Consider the following 15,770-nt stretch of genomic DNA (forward strand, 5'->3'; position numbering starts at 1 on the left):
TTTGGGGTGTTTTTTATTGGGTGAAACAATGTGTAATAATAAAAGTAACTAAAAAGCCTTAACGCAGTATTGAGTGTCATTAAATAAGTTGGTTATATTCTATTTTTATAAATCAAATTAAGATAAAAATGCGATATCAATATTTTTTTACGGATTATGAAGGCGAAGAAATTCTTGCTGATAATGAAGTAACTGCATCAAAAGAAGAAATAATTCAATTTATGAAACAGATCTTGTTAATTAAAGATAATTTTTTAGGAATTATTGATCAGAATGATTTGTGTATACAGTTTATGGTTAATCAAGATCATTCTATCTTGGTTGATATTCCTATACCTGAACTTGATGGTTCGTATACAAAAAATACAACAATGATGGGTGCATTACAAATAGTTCACGAATTGGATGCCATGATTCAAATTGAGAATATTGATAATTTACAATTTGAGAAATGGTAGGCTTATTTTAAATGTAGTCTTTCAAAAGGATACCGAAAAAAGGATACCGAAATTGGGTTATTCATTATTTTGGAATTAAATTATGGATAAAGAATTGGTAGATCAGACTCTGGAGCTTCTAAAAAAGAGATTTGAGGCGAATATGTTCCGTCACTCTACTCTAGAATGGGCATCGGTTTATGAGCAATTACTACTAAACCCTGAAAAATTGAATGCTTTATTTCAAATGGAGCAAACGGGTGGTGAACCTGATGTTGTTGTCATGGATTCAAAATCTAATGTCATTACATTCTATGATTGTAGTGTTGAAAGCCCTAAGCCACGCAGAAGTTTTTGTTATGATGAAGAGGCATTGAAGAGTAGGAAAGATCATTTACCCCAAAATAGTGTGATCTCTTGTGTAAAGCAAATTGGGTCACAACTTCTAACAGAGCAAGAATATCGTGATTTACAATCTATTTTCCATTTTGATTTTAAAACATCGAGCTGGGTGCAAACACCTGAATCAATTAGGAGTTTAGGAGGTGCGATTTTCTGTGATTATCGTTATCGGCAAGTATTTACATACCATAATGGAGCGCAGTCTTATTATTCTTCACGTGGATTTCGGACAAGTTAGTTATTTAGTCGTTGCATTTTTTACTTAAATTTTAAATAAAAACGGTAAGCCTAGACTTACCGTTTTATTAACTGTGATTTGTTCAGTATTAGAAATTATATTCCATACCTAAACCGATCACAGTTTTCTTATCATCTTTTACTAACCAATCACGTTTTTGTTGAGCTACAACACCGTAAACACGTGCTTGTTTATTGATGTTGTAATCAGCACCAATACCGTAGATATCTTGTTGACGATCATCACGACCATTTGATTCTGTTGTTGCTGAGATATATTCAGCTTTTAATTTAATTGGTGTAGACGGGATCGCATATGCAGCAGTTACACCAAAAGAATCTTCTTGTAGGCCTTTATAAGATGTTACTACAGCAGGAGTGCCAGAGCTTGTTGCAACAGTATCATCTGTCGGTTGAGCTGTTTGCCATAAAGCACCAAATACTAAACCATCAATACCTGCAGTTTTTAAGTCGATAGAACCCGTTACACGTACTGCATCAGTGTAGACACCAGAAAGGTTGTAGGCACTGTATTTCGATGCAATTGAATGGTTTGCAGCTACAGCAGCAGCGATACCATAATCTTTATTGTCGTAAGTAATCGAACCAGAAATTCCGTCGCCAAAACCATTACGGCTACCTTTATTACCTAAAGTAGCGCTATTTGCAGTTTCAGACTCTTCACCTTGTTGGAACATGATGTTAAATGCTAAACCGCCAAGTAATTTTTTATCAGATTCAAAACCGATTACGTTATTTAGACGATCTTCACCAGCTAAGATAGCTGTCATATCTAGTTCAGTGTGATCGTTGAAAATATCTTGGTTGCTTCCAGCAGCAGTTTTTAAATAAGAGTCATACTTACCAAATTTTAATGTACCAACACCATCAGCTTTTACACCTAGGAAACGGTTACGCGCATTAAGGTCAGTATCTGAACCAGAACCATCAGTAGAAATTGCCCATTCTGCTAAATAAACAGCTGATAATTTATCAGTTAATTTTTCTTCGCCTTTAACACCAATACGTGATGAGTTAGAGTTTAATTTTGTAACGCTTTCATCTTTAAAGCCATTTTTGTCAATTTGATCTAAAGATACGTTGAGCTTACCATACAATGTAGGCGCTGCTTGAGCTGCGCTTAAGCTAAGAGTGGCGATTGCTGCAGCGAGTAGCACTTTTTTCATTGAGATTTCTCCAAAACATGTTCAAGGGTTTGCTGTTGCTTTTTTTATTTAGTAAGTCTTTCGTTCAGTTGCTTACTAACTTGCATGCAGTATCTGCAAACTTTGTTACATATAAGTGAAGAATAAATGACAGTTTAATGACGAAATTTATATGAATGTTTTCAAAAATAAAAAAGAGACTCGATGAGCCTCTTTTTTTAAGATATTTAATTATTTAACTTTTTAGTTGAGTGCAGCTTTAATTTTCTCAGCAAAAGCTTTAATTTTATCTTGATCACCCATTTGTATAGCATGTTTTCCTAATTCATGAACAGAACTTGGAATCAGATGAAAATGAACATGCGGAACTGTTTGTCCAGCAGAAGTACCAGAAAGTTGCATTAAAACAATGCCTGTTACCCCTAATCCTGTTTCAATCGCTTGCGCTATTTTTTGTACAATTTTAATGGTATAGGCAGCTGCTTCTGGATCTAAATCGAGTAAAGTTACAGCAGGTGTCTTCGGAATCACCAATGTATGCCCATCTGCTTGTGGCATGATATCCATAAAAGCAAGGACTTGATCATCTTCATATACTTTTATTGCAGGAAGTTCACCCCGTAAAATTCGTGCAAAAATATTCTGATCATCGTAAGCCATATTCATTTCCTTAAATTGTCGAATGTTATTTACAATTCAATTCTTTCTGACGTTCCTTTATAGAGTCAAGTTTTTGTTGCTCTTTTTCAGAAAATTTAGGCTTACTTGTATAACAATTGTCATTACCATATTTAGCTTTTGCTTCAGGATCTTTGAAACAAAAACCTTTAGATGCGTAAATGACATTGGAGTCATCCTGTAATTTTTTACATTCCTGAGCATTGTCAGCAAATGCTTGTGTACCCACAAAAATAGATAAAGCGGATAATGCCGCGATAACATACTTATTCATTGTATTACCTCAAATTGACATATTCACGTGTCACTTGATTAGATTATAGGGTGTAACTATTATTATTCAATGGCGAAAAATTAATCTAATGTAATTTTACTCCATGATTCGTACATTTTTACAGCGCTCGAAAAATCACTCTCTGGTTCGGCAAGACTATTGGCAATATTGATTAAATTTTGAGTCAAACTGATGACTGGAGTGGATAATTTGGCTTCACGGACTAAATCAACAGCGATTCCAGTATCTTTGGCAAGTAAGGGTAGTGCAAAGGTGAGGGGAAAGCTTCGATTGAAAACACGTTGAGGTAAAACAGATTCAGTTACACCACTTTTACCACTGGAAGCATTAATACAATCTAAAGCTTCATTTAAGTTAACACCATGTGCTTTTAAAGTGGTAAAACCTTCAGCAGCGGCACACAGATGTACTGCCATCATCATATTATTCACGGCTTTAACTGCAAAGCCTGCACCTGAATCACCCACATGTTTAATCAGTTTACCGAGTGCTTGCATTGCTGGAAGAGCTTGGTCAAAAGCATCTTTTTGACCACCGACCATAAAGGTCAGAGTTGCATTTTCTGCACCAATCGTTTGACCACTCACAGGTGCATCAAGAAATTGAACATTATTTTGAGCAAGTGTTGAAGCAAGTTTACGCGCAGACTCAGGCACACCACTAGTACAATCCACCCAAATAGCACCTGATTTAATTTCTAAATCTTGGATTAAATTCTCAACATCTAAGCTGGTCGGTAAGCATGAAAAAATGATGTCGGCTTGTACGGCTTGGGATATTTCAACAGCTGTCGTAGCATACTCCGTTGCATGTTGTTTGGCTTTTTCGAAATTACGGTTCCATACATAAACCGTATCGAAATGTTTAGGTAGATGTGCTGCCATGCGGTAACCCATCGCGCCTAATCCAATAAATGCAACTGTTGTACTCATAATTCTCTCTTAAGCCTGCTTTTAAATTTTGCTTGATCGTTGTGCTAACCATTCAGACATTTTAGGCCAAAATTCATCGGCACTTTTTTGACTCGACATCAAACCTAAATGTCCTCCAGGAATAAGAGTAAACGTGACATCAGTACTATTTGTCAATTCGCTTAAAGGCTTAACTGCATTTGCTGTTACCATTTGGTCACCTTTACCAGCACCGACCAAGAGTGAACAATTGATATTTTTAAGCTCGATGATGTTGCTACTAAGTTGGATTGAGCCATTTTTTAATGGATTTTGTAGCCAGACATTAAACAACATATCTTGATTAATACCGCCTGGATAATCCACCATGTGATTTAAAAAATTGCCAAGTGTTGCATGTTCATGTAACAGTTCTTTATCATCAAGATTAAGAAGTAACTGCTTATGACCTTCATACCAGCCTTTAGGGTCTAAAATTTTAAAGCCAATAGCATTTAAAAGACCTGGTGAATGAATGAATTTTTTTGGTAAACCACCTCTGTATAGGGTATCTTTAATTTTCTTATTTTTAATAATTAAACTATTTATTCTTTTATAGAGTTTACCAATACCACCAGAGGCATAACTGTCAATTGGACTTGCAAGAACGATTAAATTTTTAACATAATTCGGCGTTTGCATCGCGGTATAAAGCAATACAAAAATACCTGCCATACTCCAACCATGTAATGAAATTTGTTCACTTTGAGAATGTTCACGAATTTTTTCAATACAATAAGGCATTGATTCATCAATAAAATATAAGAAGTTTAAGTGTCTATCTTGGAAAGTTAGTTTTCCCCAATCTAGTAAATAAACATCAAAACCTTGTTCGGTATAATATTTAATCAATGAACGATATGGATATAAGTCATAAATCGCCATATTGATAGATAAGGGAGCAGTAAAGACCAGTGGTTCTTTAAATTTTTTTTCAGGGGCTGCGTAGAAGCGCACCTTGGTTTGATCGTGTTCAGCAATCACATCATAAGGTGTACTTTGTGAGAGGACGAGTGACTTTCCATTAAAAATTCGCGTAGACAGATTTTTTAATTTAGCCTTTCGTTCTTGAAACTTTGTCGATACTCGTGCCATAAGCGATGTTTGTCTCATTTTTAAGCAGATTTGTCCGAAGTGTAAGCGATAATTTTACATTTTACCTTGACCTTAAATACATTGGACGCTCAAAATGTTGGCAATATTTTACAAAGGCAGTTTTAGGACTGAGTAGTTGAAATGAGCCAGCACGACGACATTGAATACCAACTTGATACTTTAGCCATTCGTACAGGGCATACCCGTGGTTTTGAGGGTGAGCATAGTGAGCCGATCTATTTAACCTCATCATTTGTATGCGAAAGCGCTGCTGATGCTGCTGCTAAATTTTCTGGTGAAATTCAAGGGAATACCTATTCACGTTATACCAATCCTACAGTTCAAACTTTTGAAAAACGTTTGGCGATTATGGATGGCGCAGAACGTGCCGTGGCAACAAGTTCAGGTATGGCGGCTGTGCATGCAGTATGTATGGCATATTTAAAAGCCGGTGATCATGTAATCTGTTCACGTGCTGTATTTGGTTCAATCATTTCATTATTTGAAAAATATGTCGTTAAGTTTGGTGTCGATGTTACTTTTGTAGATTTAGATGATCTTGAAGGATGGAAACAGGCGATTCGTCCAAATACACGCTTATTGTTTATTGAAACGCCATCAAATCCATTGGCTCAAGTGGGTGATATGCAGGCGATTGCAGATATTGCCCATGAAAACAATGCATTATTCGCTGTAGACAATACATTCTGTACACCTGTATTACAGCAACCGATTAAGTTTGGTGCAGACTTAATCGTATATTCATCAACAAAATATATTGATGGTCAAGGTCGTGCACTTGGTGGTGCTGTTGTTGGTAAAGACAAGCTTGTAGAAGAAATTAACGGGGTAATTCGTACCTTAGGTAATTCGATGAGTCCATTTAATGCATGGATCTTCTTAAAAGGTTTAGAAACTCTCAATCTGCGCATGAAAGCGCATTGTGAAAGTGCACAAAAATTAGCAGAATGGCTAGATCAACATGAAAAAGTTGAAAAAGTTTATTTTGCTGGCTTGCCACATCATCCAGGTCATGAATTGGCTAAAAAGCAACAATCAGGCTTTGGTGGTGTTGTATCATTTGTTGTGAAAGGTGAACGTCAAGGTGCTTGGACAGTCATTGATAATACTCGTTTCCTTTCAATTACCAGTAACTTAGGTGATGCTAAATCAACAATTACACATCCAGCGACAACTTCACATGGTCGTATGTCAGCGGAAGCTAAACAAGCAGCGGGTATTGTTGAAGGGTTGATTCGTGTATCAGTTGGTTTGGAAAACATCGATGATATCATTGGTGACCTTTCTCATGGCCTAGATTTAATTTAAGATAGGCACGAATTGACGAATTAATTTTAGAAAATGGTCTAGATCGGATTGAGTCTGATCTAGACTATTGAGTTAGTATTTGAATCAAAGGACTTTTGTTCGGAGTAATTTATGAACATTAATATGCTCATGCAGCAAGCTCAACGCATGCAAAAAGACATGGAAAAAAACGTACAAAAAGCCAAAGAAGAGCTTGCACAAACTGAAGTTCATGCTGAAGCAGGTGGTGGTTTAGTCAAAGTGACCATGACTTGCCGTAACGTGGTTAAACGTATCGAAATCAATCCTGAACTTTTGCAAGATGATGCGGATATGATTGAAGATTTGATCGCTGCGGCAATGAATGATGCTGCACGTCAAGCTGAAGCGATTTCAGAAGAAAAAATGAAAGCTGCAAACTCAGGTATGGGCTTACCACCAGGTCTTTCAGGTTTATTCTAAGGAAGTATAGGTGTTTAGCGACCGTTTCGATCAGCTCGTACAAGCCTTACGAATATTGCCAAGCGTTGGACCAAAATCGGCTCAACGTATGGCATTGCATTTAATCATGAAGAATAAAGAGGGTGCGATTGGTTTGGCGCATGCGTTGAATGAAGCAACTTCTTATATTCATGAATGTGGTATTTGTCATTCACTGACTGAAAATGAAGTCTGTGATATTTGTTGTTCTACTGAGCGTGATGACCAGTTGCTTTGTGTGGTTGAGTCGCCGGCTGATGTTATGGCGATTGAACAAAGTGGTAGTTTTAAAGGGAAATATCATGTTTTGGGTGGACATTTGTCACCTTTGGATGGTATTGGCCCTGAAGAAATTGGTATCCCTTATTTGGTTCAACGCTTGAGTGATGGAAAGGTCACAGAAGTCATTCTTGCAACGAATGCAACAGTAGAAGGGCAAGCGACTGCGCATTATTTGGTAGAGGCGACAAAGCATTTATCTATACAAATGACGCGTATTGCTCAGGGTGTGCCGCAAGGTGGTGAGCTGGAATATGTGGACAGTCATACGCTGAGTCAGGCTGTACATAATCGTATGAAAATGAAGTAATTTACTGTTGTAAATATTTTATTTAAATAAATTGATTTAAACTGCATTCAAATAGTTTAGCTTTAGGGTTTATGGATCTTTTTGTTTTTAATTTTTGAAATTAGAAGCATAGAAGTGAAATAAACCCTATTTTGTTTAAATATATTTACATTAATCCGTTATTTTTTTAGGTAAACTCAGCTACATCTATGATTTGTAAATCTATTCATCATATATTCTAAACAATGTGTTGAGTAAGTTGTAAAAACTATATTTAAATTTAAATTGATTTCTTAAATTTACTGTAAAATAAAGTATTTATATGGAAATAGTTTAAAAATATTATATTTATATATTATATATTCAGGTAAAATCGAAGACACTTTCGAATATCACATTTGACTCAACTGACATGTTTCAATTTATCAATCAACAGGCTGAACTTGATCAAGTGTTGCATTTAATGCAGCAAGCATCAATTTATGGCTTAGACACTGAATTTATAAAAGTCGATACACTTTGGCCAAAGCTCGGTGTTTTTCAGATCAATGTCAATGGTCAGGTATTTTTGCTCGATGGTACAACATTAAATTTAGAAAAATTTTGGGCACAGTTATTCCAAGCGCAACAAAATATTTTTCACGCTTGTGGCGAAGATATTGATTTAATTTTTCATTATGCTGACCAGAAAAACCTAGCCAATGTTTTTGATACCCAAGTCGCTTTGTCATTTCTTGGGCACGGTTTGCAAGTGAGTTATCAGAATGCGTTAAAGTTAGTGTTAGATATTGATATTGATAAAGATCAAACACGTTCAGATTGGTTAGCGCGCCCTTTAACATCCGACCAAATGAATTATGCTGCTAATGATGTTTTATACATTATGAATCTAGCAGATAAGTTGAAAGTAGAATTAGAACAAAAAAGTTTATATCAACACGTACTTGAAGATTGTCAAAATTTGACTATTGAAATTGCGTCTGAAACACCAAAAGAAAGGCTATATAGTGATATTGGGAATTATCGACATTCACGAAAACAGTTGATGCAATTGCAACAATTGAGTGTATGGCGCGAAGAGATGGTGAAAGCGCTCAATCAACCACGTAGCTTTATTCTAAAAAGTGCGACAATGATTGATTTGGTTGAAGTCAATCCAAAAAATATGTTTCAACTTTCGAGTGTGAAAGGCATTCGTCCAAATGTGGTGCGAGAGCATGGCAAGACGATTTTGGATTTATTGAAGTTTTTACCTGAAATGGATGAGTGGCCATTGCGTATTGCACGTCCAATTAAGCATTCATCACAAGGGATTACGGCTGAATTAGACCATTTAATTACGCAAATATCACAAGATGCACAAGTACCGAAAGAAGTATTGATGCGTAAAAAATGGTTGAATGCCTTGTATCAGCATGTGGTCTTTCATGGTGATGAGCAAGATTTGCCAGGCTATTTATTGGGTTGGCGCTATGATCTTTTAACGCAACCATTAATTCGCTTACTACGTGAAGATGAGCAATATTTATCAAAACAGATGAAAGTGAATGATTGAATAAAAGTGGCTCATGGCATGACTGATTCATCGAACTTTTAAATACATAAAGTGATCTATTTCTGATCAATGATTTACAAATGACGATAAATAACGACTGCTGCGTAAACTTTCGATAATGTATCTGTCGTTTTTTTCATGTATGCTGTGACATGAGTTTTATTGAAGCTGTTGTTTAAAATGCATTGTGATATTTACAAATCGAGCAAAAAAGACGAAATGTATCTTTATGTGGCTCGTCCAGATCATCCAAATGAAGATGAAAATGCTGATCCTTTAGCGGTTTTGTCAGACGCACTACGTGTTGCATTTGGTCGTGCGACACATGTGATGCATCTTGAGTTATCTGAATCTCGTAAATTGGCACGTGTGAATGTGTCACATGTAATAGATTCGTTACAAACAAAAGGCTTCTTTATTCAAATGCCACCAGAAGGTTTAATTAATCCGAATGCGGTTGAACCAGAGGGACTACGTGGTGCTTGAGCAGTTATCAGGAATATGGGCAAACTTTTTAGGTTTATTTGATTCTATCCCAGAAGATAGTATTGCAGTTACAGTCTATATTCTTGGGACACTGATCATTTTATGGTGTTGGTATGGTATTGCAAAACGCCTACCAGCACTGCTTGGCGGTATTACATGGATTATTGTATTTGCAGTTCTTGCAACCCCAACAATTTCTGAAGGACCTAACTCTGAAATTGCGCCTGCAATTTTCGGATTGTTATTTGGTATTTTAACTAAAGACACACCATTGGTTTGGTCTAATCTTGCTTTGATCAGTTTTGTCATCGGGATTGGATTGGTCATCGGTTACTTTTGGTCAAACTACAAAGCCAATAAAATTACCCAACAAAGCACAGTAGCAAAAAATACTTCACCACTTTAAATAAAAAATAAAGGTTATTTATGTCTGTTGATTCTCAACAATTTACAGGTACTGAACAGTATATCGCGACGGATAGTCTGAAACTGGCTGTAAAAGCAGCGCGTGCATTGCAAAAGCCATTACTGGTCAAAGGGGAGCCTGGTACAGGTAAAACTTTGCTTGCGGAGCAAGTTGCTGAAAGTCTTGGTTTAAAACTCATTACTTGGCATATTAAGTCTACAACCAAAGCTCAGCAAGGTTTGTATGAATACGATGCAGTTTCTCGTTTACGTGACAGCCAGTTAGGTGATGATCGCGTTTATGACATTAAAAACTACATCAAACCAGGTAAGTTGTGGGAAGCGTTTACCAGCGAAGAGCGCTGTGTACTGTTAATTGATGAAATTGATAAAGCAGACATCGAATTTCCAAATGACTTGTTGCATGAACTCGATAAAATGTCGTTCTTTGTGTATGAAACAGGTGAAACGATTACTGCGACGCAACGCCCAATCGTGATCATTACCTCAAATAATGAAAAAGAATTACCCGATGCGTTCTTACGTCGTTGTTTCTTCCATTATATCGAATTCCCAGATGAAGCGACGATGCGTGAAATTATCGCAGTTCATTTTCCAAGTATTTCAGGCACTTTGGTTTCTGAAGCTTTACAAGTGTTCTTTAAGTTACGCCAAGTGCCTGGTTTAAAGAAACCACCATCTACGTCTGAATTGATTGATTGGTTAAGCTTACTCATGGCAGATGACATGCCAGAAGATGTATTGCGCAATCATGATAAATCTAAAGCCATTCCACCATTGTATGGTGCACTGATTAAAAATGAGCAAGATGTTCAATTGCTTGAACGCTTAGCCTTTATGTCGCGTCGTTAATGGGGAGATCGCAATATGTTTGTGCGATTGTTCTATACCCTCAGAAAATATGGTGTCCCTGTTTCGACCCGAGAATTGATAGACTTAAACCGAGCTGTCAGTGAAGGTTTGGTTTTTGCCGATCAAGATGATTTCTATCAGTTAGTGAAAACGGTGATGGTCAAAGATGAGCGCTTCTTTGACAAATTTGATCGTGCTATGAAAGATTATTTTGAAGGTATTCATACCTTTGATATTGATGATCTGCTCAATAAAGTTCAAAAATTACCGAAAGATTGGTTCGATCTTGAATTATTAGAAAAACATCTAACACCAGAGCAACGTGCTGAATTGATGAAAGCAGGTTCGCTTGAAGAATTGATGAAAATGCTGGAAGAGCGTCTACGTGAACAGCATAAAAAACATCAAGGTGGTAACCGCATGGTCGGTACAGGTGGTACTTCACCTTTTGGTGCATTTGGTGATCATCCTGAAGGTGTTCGTATCGGTGGTCCAAGCCGTAAAAATTCAGCAGTTAAAGTTTGGGAACAACGTAAATACCAAAATCTTGATGATGAACAGATTCTAGGTACACGCCAAATGCAAATGGCATTGCGTCGTTTGCGTAAGTTTGCTCGTCAAGGTGCTGCTGAAGAGTTGGACATTAACAGTACCATTTATGAAACAGCAAAACAGGGCATATTGGATGTGCAAATGGTACCTGAGCGTCGGAACCGTATCAAAGTTTTGATGTTATTTGATATTGGTGGTTCGATGGATGCACACATTGCCCAATGTGAAAAACTATTTAACGCAGCCAAAACCGAGTTTAAAACCTTAGAATATTTCTATTTCCATAACTGCTTATATGACTATGTGTGGAAAGACAATTTCCGTCGCTCATCAAGCCGTATGAATACTTGGGATTTGTTTAATACCTATGGTAAAGACTATCGTGTAATTGTCGTGGGCGATGCCAGTATGGCACCTTATGAGCTTAGATCAGTCGGTGGTTCGGTAGAATACAATAATGAAGAAGCAGGTGAAGTTTGGCTTCGTCGTTTGCGCAATCATTTTGAAAAAACTGCGTGGCTGAATCCTGAAGAACAGAATTATTGGCACTACACTCAAACCGTTGCTGCGATCAAACAAATTTTCGAAGATCACATGTTTCCAATGACACTGAAAGGCATTGAAGACATGACTAAGTATTTATCACGTTGATTTGAAATACTTGAAGATCTATCCAGCAACCAATTTAAAAATGGAAATATGATGGAACATCAAATTAACGGAATAGCTTTACCCAATGAAGACGGTTTCTTTGGTGAGTACGGCGGTCAGTTTATTCCTCCACATCTAAAAGAAGCGATGGATGAAATTAATGTGGCTTATGAAGCGATTCGTAAAACACCAGAATTTCAAAATGAACTCGCTGATTTATTTGCCCATTATGTAGGACGCCCAAGTCCTTTGTTCCATGCAAAGCGTTTGTCTGATCAATTGGGTGGTGCGCAAATTTATTTGAAACGTGAAGATTTAAATCACACAGGTGCGCATAAAATCAATCATTGCTTAGGTGAAGCTTTACTTGCCAAGTATATGAATAAAACCAAAGTGATTGCAGAAACAGGTGCGGGGCAACATGGTGTGGCTCTTGCAACAGCATGTGCTTTGGTGGGTATTCCATGTGAAATTCATATGGGACAAGTGGATATTGAAAAAGAACATCCAAATGTTGTGAAAATGAAGATTTTGGGTACAAAACTGGTTTCTGTGACTCAAGGTACTGCAACATTAAAAGATGCTGTAGACAGCGCATTTGAAGAATATTTAAAAGATCCGAAGAACTTTATCTATGCCATTGGTTCTGTGGTTGGTCCACATCCGTTCCCGAAAATGGTCCGTGATTTCCAATCAATCATTGGTAATGAAATTAAAGTCCAAACTCAAGATCGCTTTGGCGCACAACCTGATTATGTGGTTGCCTGTGTCGGTGGTGGTTCTAATGCTGTCGGTGCATTTACCGCATTTTTAAATGATGCTGATGTGAAGTTGGTTGGAGTAGAACCTGCGGGTCATGGTTTAGATACAGACATGCATTCTGCGACTTTGACTTTGGGTAAACCAAGCCAAATTCATGGTATGGCGTGTTATGTGCTTGAGGATGAGCAGGGTCAGCCTTTACCTGTGCATTCGATTGCATCTGGTTTGGATTATCCTGGCGTTGGCCCTCAGCATAGCTTCTTGAAAGATTTGGGTCGAGTGGAATATTCAACGGCAACAGACCAAGAGTGTTTAGATGCATTTATGACACTTTCTCGTGTGGAAGGTATTGTTCCTGCTTTGGAAAGCTCGCATGCGGTGGCATGGGCGATTCGAGAAGCGCCGAAACTGTCTAAAGAAACAAAGATCGTTGTGAATCTTTCTGGTCGTGGTGATAAAGATGCAGATTATGTTGCTGGAAAATTGGGTTTGAACTAATTTTCTAACGATCTGATTTGATAAAACCTAGCTTCGGCTAGGTTTTTTATTGTTTGATATAATAATCATAAATTAAAACTTTGTATTATGCATATTAATAGTAAATCGGTTTGAATTTGTAAAATCTGTAGTACTTTGGAACAAAGTATTCTTAAATAAGAACTTAAGGACACTATAAGAAATTTTAACAATATACTATTACTCAAAAAGGTCTTTCATGAATATTAAAAACATATATGCAGCCAATAGCGTACTAGAAATGATTTACCAATTAATGGATCATCAATTCAGAAGAGTGGTAGAAAAAGATTATTCATTATTTGAAAAAGAATTGGTCAAAGTAAGTGATAGTGTTGGTCGAAAGCTTGCACAGGATGTATTTGCGTCTCGTTGCTATCCACAAGTAGCGCTCTCTGCCATAGAAGGCTATATGTTTAATTTAGATGAAGATATCACTACGATTGATCAATTCAAAAAGCATGATAAACAGAATTTTTTTAATAAATTAGAATTAGGTGAAAATCCTTATGCTTTAGATAAAAATATCAAAATCCAATCATTTATAGATAAATATATACAAATAGGCGCTATTGCGAACACAGTAATTTCTAGGTCACACGCACATCCATGGCATTGTGAACAAATCATAAGTAGCGAAGATAATGAATTAGTACCAATTACTAAGGGACAGGGGCTGTTCCTTAAAGGAGAAGATTATCAAGAAAGTGAGTTACTGCTAAAACAAAATGAAATTATTAACAGTGTTAAAAAAGCACTTATGAGTCAGGCAGGGGTAGATAAAATACTGGTTTATAAAGATATTAAAATCGTAGTTTTGTATGCAGATTATGATATTGAATATTATAATAAAAATCTTGAATTTCAATATATCCAAGATTGTTTAACAGATTGGGGGTATATTTTTGACACTATTAAAATTAAACCAGTCAAAGAAAATAGAATGAATGTTGAAGCTGTTGATGCTGGCATAGCCAATGAATTTGAACAATTTAAAAAAGAAATTTCAAAAATTACAGAAGAATATGATTTTGTAGTGGCATGTGGGTTATCTGATTCATATAGTACAAGAAATTTAGGTTTAAAAAGAGGTTTTAGACAAACTTATTCTATTTTAAATAATTATATTGATGACAATAAATTTTATATTTATTTTGGAGATTTACGGCAACCTATATCTAACTTTCAAAAAAAATACTATGAAAACAATATGGCAAAAGGAAACAGAGTTTTTAGATTGGAAAATCGTGCAGTAGTGTGTTATTTACCAGGTTGTATGCAAGATATTATAATTAATATGACTATGTGGATTAAACCCATGCTGAAAAGTTTTAAAGAGCAGAAGTTTCATTCTCCTGATTATAAAGTGGCTGTTTTAACTCATGACTATTATATTGATTGGAAAGAAGGGAAGCGAAATACAATTAGATGGGCATTTGTTACGCAATTCGAACCACAAGATGCAGATAAGTTTTCTATGAAAAAAAATGCAGAAATTACTATTTTTGATACGGATGATATAAGACCCGATAATATATTTTTTTTCAGGAATTGTAATTGCTTTATTCCAATCAAAAAGATTGATGGAGATTTAAAAGCAGGTGATCATTTATATTATTTGGAAATTTAAGAAGCATTATATATGAATATAAAAAACAAAAAAATTGTAGATCAAATATTTCGTCAATTAACCAAAATTAATGAAAGAATGCCAAACCCTAATTTTACAGAAATGATTTCTATCGAAGAGTGTTTAGGCAGAAAATTGGCGGAAGATGTTCAAGCCAATACAGATTACCCATCTATTGCATTATCCGCAATAGATGGAGAAATGTTCAATATTCAACATGAAGTATCAACTCCTGAACAAATCAAAAGCATTGATATAGTGAATTTTTATGGTGCTTTGTCGAGGTCTGAAAACCCATTTCGACTGTTTTTAAATAAAGAATATACATCTAGTATTTCACGCTATATGAAAATTGGAAATATTGCAAATACAGTAATTCCAACGGAACAATATTCCGCATGGTTGGGGGTACGAGGAGATTTTTCACTGAAAGGAGGAGAACGACTGGAACCAATACAAATTGGTAAAGGTTTAATTTCAGTTGGTTCAGATTATAAAAAAAGAGAGATTATCTTAAGTAAAGATAATATAATAACACTAACCAAGAAAATGTTACTTGAACAGGCTGAAATTACACACGTTACTGCATATAAAACCACAAAATTTGCTTTACTTTGTGTTGATTATGACTTGGAAGATTTAAACAGTAATGCAGAGTTTAGATATATTCAAGAATGTATGAAACTTTGGGGATTTGAAGCAGAAATTGTGAAAATTAAGCCTT

Annotated in this window: 17 protein-coding genes and 1 pseudogene; 13 read left to right on the forward strand and 5 right to left on the reverse strand. The window is 36.0% G+C overall.

The genetic code is table 11. The features are described from left to right. Positions 1-128: 128 nt before the first annotated feature. On the forward strand, positions 129-458 hold the full coding sequence (locus EXE10_RS18370; protein WP_130114350.1) for a hypothetical protein: 330 nt from the start codon (positions 129-131) through the stop codon (positions 456-458). An 82-nt stretch (positions 459-540) separates the two neighbouring features. After that, the gene (locus tag EXE10_RS18375; RefSeq protein WP_130114351.1) at positions 541-1,077 is read left to right on the forward strand and encodes a DUF4256 domain-containing protein; all 537 of its coding nucleotides are present in this window, start codon (positions 541-543) and stop codon (positions 1,075-1,077) included. An 88-nt stretch (positions 1,078-1,165) separates the two neighbouring features. Here the strand turns inward: EXE10_RS18375 and EXE10_RS18380 are convergent, their stop codons facing one another. From EXE10_RS18380 to EXE10_RS18400, 5 genes are all read right to left on the reverse strand, one after another. Further along, positions 1,166-2,263, reverse strand: a complete 1,098-nt coding sequence (locus tag EXE10_RS18380) for a porin (RefSeq protein WP_068973239.1) — start codon at positions 2,261-2,263, stop codon at positions 1,166-1,168. Between the two features lie 222 nt (positions 2,264-2,485). Next, positions 2,486-2,902, reverse strand: a complete 417-nt coding sequence (locus EXE10_RS18385; RefSeq protein WP_087553092.1) for an HIT family protein — start codon at positions 2,900-2,902, stop codon at positions 2,486-2,488. 25 nt (positions 2,903-2,927) lie between these two features. Then, complete coding sequence (locus EXE10_RS18390; protein WP_068973237.1) at positions 2,928-3,194, reverse strand: YARHG domain-containing protein; 267 nt, start codon at positions 3,192-3,194, stop codon at positions 2,928-2,930. Positions 3,195-3,274: 80 nt separating this feature from the next. Then, on the reverse strand, positions 3,275-4,147 hold the full coding sequence (locus EXE10_RS18395) for an NAD(P)-dependent oxidoreductase (RefSeq protein WP_130114352.1): 873 nt from the start codon (positions 4,145-4,147) through the stop codon (positions 3,275-3,277). A 21-nt stretch (positions 4,148-4,168) separates the two neighbouring features. Next, a complete protein-coding gene (locus EXE10_RS18400) occupies positions 4,169-5,260 on the reverse strand; it encodes an alpha/beta fold hydrolase (RefSeq protein ID WP_130114359.1) in 1,092 nt (363 codons plus the stop codon). Between the two features lie 141 nt (positions 5,261-5,401). Here EXE10_RS18400 and EXE10_RS18405 point away from each other — a divergent pair, with 141 nt between their 5' ends. The 11 genes and pseudogenes from EXE10_RS18405 to EXE10_RS18455 all read left to right on the forward strand — a co-directional run. Next, entirely contained in the window at positions 5,402-6,589 is a 1,188-nt protein-coding gene (locus tag EXE10_RS18405) for an O-succinylhomoserine sulfhydrylase (RefSeq protein WP_130114353.1), read from the forward strand. 111 nt (positions 6,590-6,700) lie between these two features. Next, a complete protein-coding gene (locus EXE10_RS18410) occupies positions 6,701-7,030 on the forward strand; it encodes a YbaB/EbfC family nucleoid-associated protein (RefSeq protein ID WP_068973233.1) in 330 nt (109 codons plus the stop codon). A gap of 10 nt (positions 7,031-7,040) precedes the next feature. Next, complete coding sequence (gene recR / locus EXE10_RS18415) at positions 7,041-7,637, forward strand: recombination mediator RecR (protein WP_130114354.1); 597 nt, start codon at positions 7,041-7,043, stop codon at positions 7,635-7,637. A gap of 391 nt (positions 7,638-8,028) precedes the next feature. After that, positions 8,029-9,171, forward strand: a complete 1,143-nt coding sequence (locus tag EXE10_RS18420; protein WP_130114355.1) for a ribonuclease D — start codon at positions 8,029-8,031, stop codon at positions 9,169-9,171. Between the two features lie 180 nt (positions 9,172-9,351). Further along, positions 9,352-9,657 (forward strand): YcgL domain-containing protein, encoded by a 306-nt coding sequence (locus tag EXE10_RS18425; RefSeq protein WP_087553086.1) that lies wholly within the window; start codon positions 9,352-9,354, stop codon positions 9,655-9,657. After that, the gene (locus EXE10_RS18430; RefSeq protein WP_171422356.1) at positions 9,650-10,063 is read left to right on the forward strand and encodes a hypothetical protein; all 414 of its coding nucleotides are present in this window, start codon (positions 9,650-9,652) and stop codon (positions 10,061-10,063) included. The genes EXE10_RS18425 and EXE10_RS18430 overlap by 8 nt, the downstream gene beginning before the upstream one ends. 20 nt (positions 10,064-10,083) lie before the next feature. After that, complete coding sequence (locus EXE10_RS18435; protein WP_087553084.1) at positions 10,084-10,935, forward strand: AAA family ATPase; 852 nt, start codon at positions 10,084-10,086, stop codon at positions 10,933-10,935. A gap of 15 nt (positions 10,936-10,950) precedes the next feature. After that, on the forward strand, positions 10,951-12,138 hold the full coding sequence (locus EXE10_RS18440) for a vWA domain-containing protein (protein WP_130114356.1): 1,188 nt from the start codon (positions 10,951-10,953) through the stop codon (positions 12,136-12,138). Between the two features lie 51 nt (positions 12,139-12,189). Continuing rightward, the gene (gene trpB / locus EXE10_RS18445) at positions 12,190-13,398 is read left to right on the forward strand and encodes a tryptophan synthase subunit beta (protein WP_130114357.1); all 1,209 of its coding nucleotides are present in this window, start codon (positions 12,190-12,192) and stop codon (positions 13,396-13,398) included. 217 nt (positions 13,399-13,615) lie between these two features. After that, on the forward strand, positions 13,616-15,046 hold the full coding sequence (locus tag EXE10_RS18450) for a MoeA protein (protein WP_130114358.1): 1,431 nt from the start codon (positions 13,616-13,618) through the stop codon (positions 15,044-15,046). Positions 15,047-15,058: 12 nt separating this feature from the next. Beyond that, positions 15,059-15,770: pseudogene (locus tag EXE10_RS18455) on the forward strand (MoeA protein); the annotation flags it as partial.

Origin of the sequence: Acinetobacter sp. WCHAc060033 (genome assembly GCF_004209125.1) — a bacterium.
GTDB lineage: Bacteria > Pseudomonadota > Gammaproteobacteria > Pseudomonadales > Moraxellaceae > Acinetobacter > Acinetobacter wuhouensis.

Excerpts from the sequence above, each read along its gene's own strand:
- EXE10_RS18410 (WP_068973233.1), top strand. The coding sequence starts at position 6,701 with ATGAACATTAATATGCTCATGCAGCAAGCTCAACGCATGCAAAAAGAC.
- EXE10_RS18390 (WP_068973237.1), bottom strand. The coding sequence starts at position 3,194 with ATGAATAAGTATGTTATCGCGGCATTATCCGCTTTATCTATTTTTGTG.
- EXE10_RS18375 (WP_130114351.1), top strand. The coding sequence starts at position 541 with ATGGATAAAGAATTGGTAGATCAGACTCTGGAGCTTCTAAAAAAGAGA.
- EXE10_RS18370 (WP_130114350.1), top strand. The coding sequence starts at position 129 with ATGCGATATCAATATTTTTTTACGGATTATGAAGGCGAAGAAATTCTT.
- EXE10_RS18395 (WP_130114352.1), bottom strand. The coding sequence starts at position 4,147 with ATGAGTACAACAGTTGCATTTATTGGATTAGGCGCGATGGGTTACCGC.
- trpB (WP_130114357.1), top strand. The coding sequence starts at position 12,190 with ATGGAACATCAAATTAACGGAATAGCTTTACCCAATGAAGACGGTTTC.
- EXE10_RS18425 (WP_087553086.1), top strand. The coding sequence starts at position 9,352 with ATGCATTGTGATATTTACAAATCGAGCAAAAAAGACGAAATGTATCTT.
- EXE10_RS18405 (WP_130114353.1), top strand. The coding sequence starts at position 5,402 with ATGAGCCAGCACGACGACATTGAATACCAACTTGATACTTTAGCCATT.
- EXE10_RS18420 (WP_130114355.1), top strand. The coding sequence starts at position 8,029 with ATGTTTCAATTTATCAATCAACAGGCTGAACTTGATCAAGTGTTGCAT.
- EXE10_RS18380 (WP_068973239.1), bottom strand. The coding sequence starts at position 2,263 with ATGAAAAAAGTGCTACTCGCTGCAGCAATCGCCACTCTTAGCTTAAGC.
- EXE10_RS18440 (WP_130114356.1), top strand. The coding sequence starts at position 10,951 with ATGTTTGTGCGATTGTTCTATACCCTCAGAAAATATGGTGTCCCTGTT.
- EXE10_RS18400 (WP_130114359.1), bottom strand. The coding sequence starts at position 5,260 with ATGGCACGAGTATCGACAAAGTTTCAAGAACGAAAGGCTAAATTAAAA.
- EXE10_RS18435 (WP_087553084.1), top strand. The coding sequence starts at position 10,084 with ATGTCTGTTGATTCTCAACAATTTACAGGTACTGAACAGTATATCGCG.
- EXE10_RS18450 (WP_130114358.1), top strand. The coding sequence starts at position 13,616 with ATGAATATTAAAAACATATATGCAGCCAATAGCGTACTAGAAATGATT.
- EXE10_RS18385 (WP_087553092.1), bottom strand. The coding sequence starts at position 2,902 with ATGGCTTACGATGATCAGAATATTTTTGCACGAATTTTACGGGGTGAA.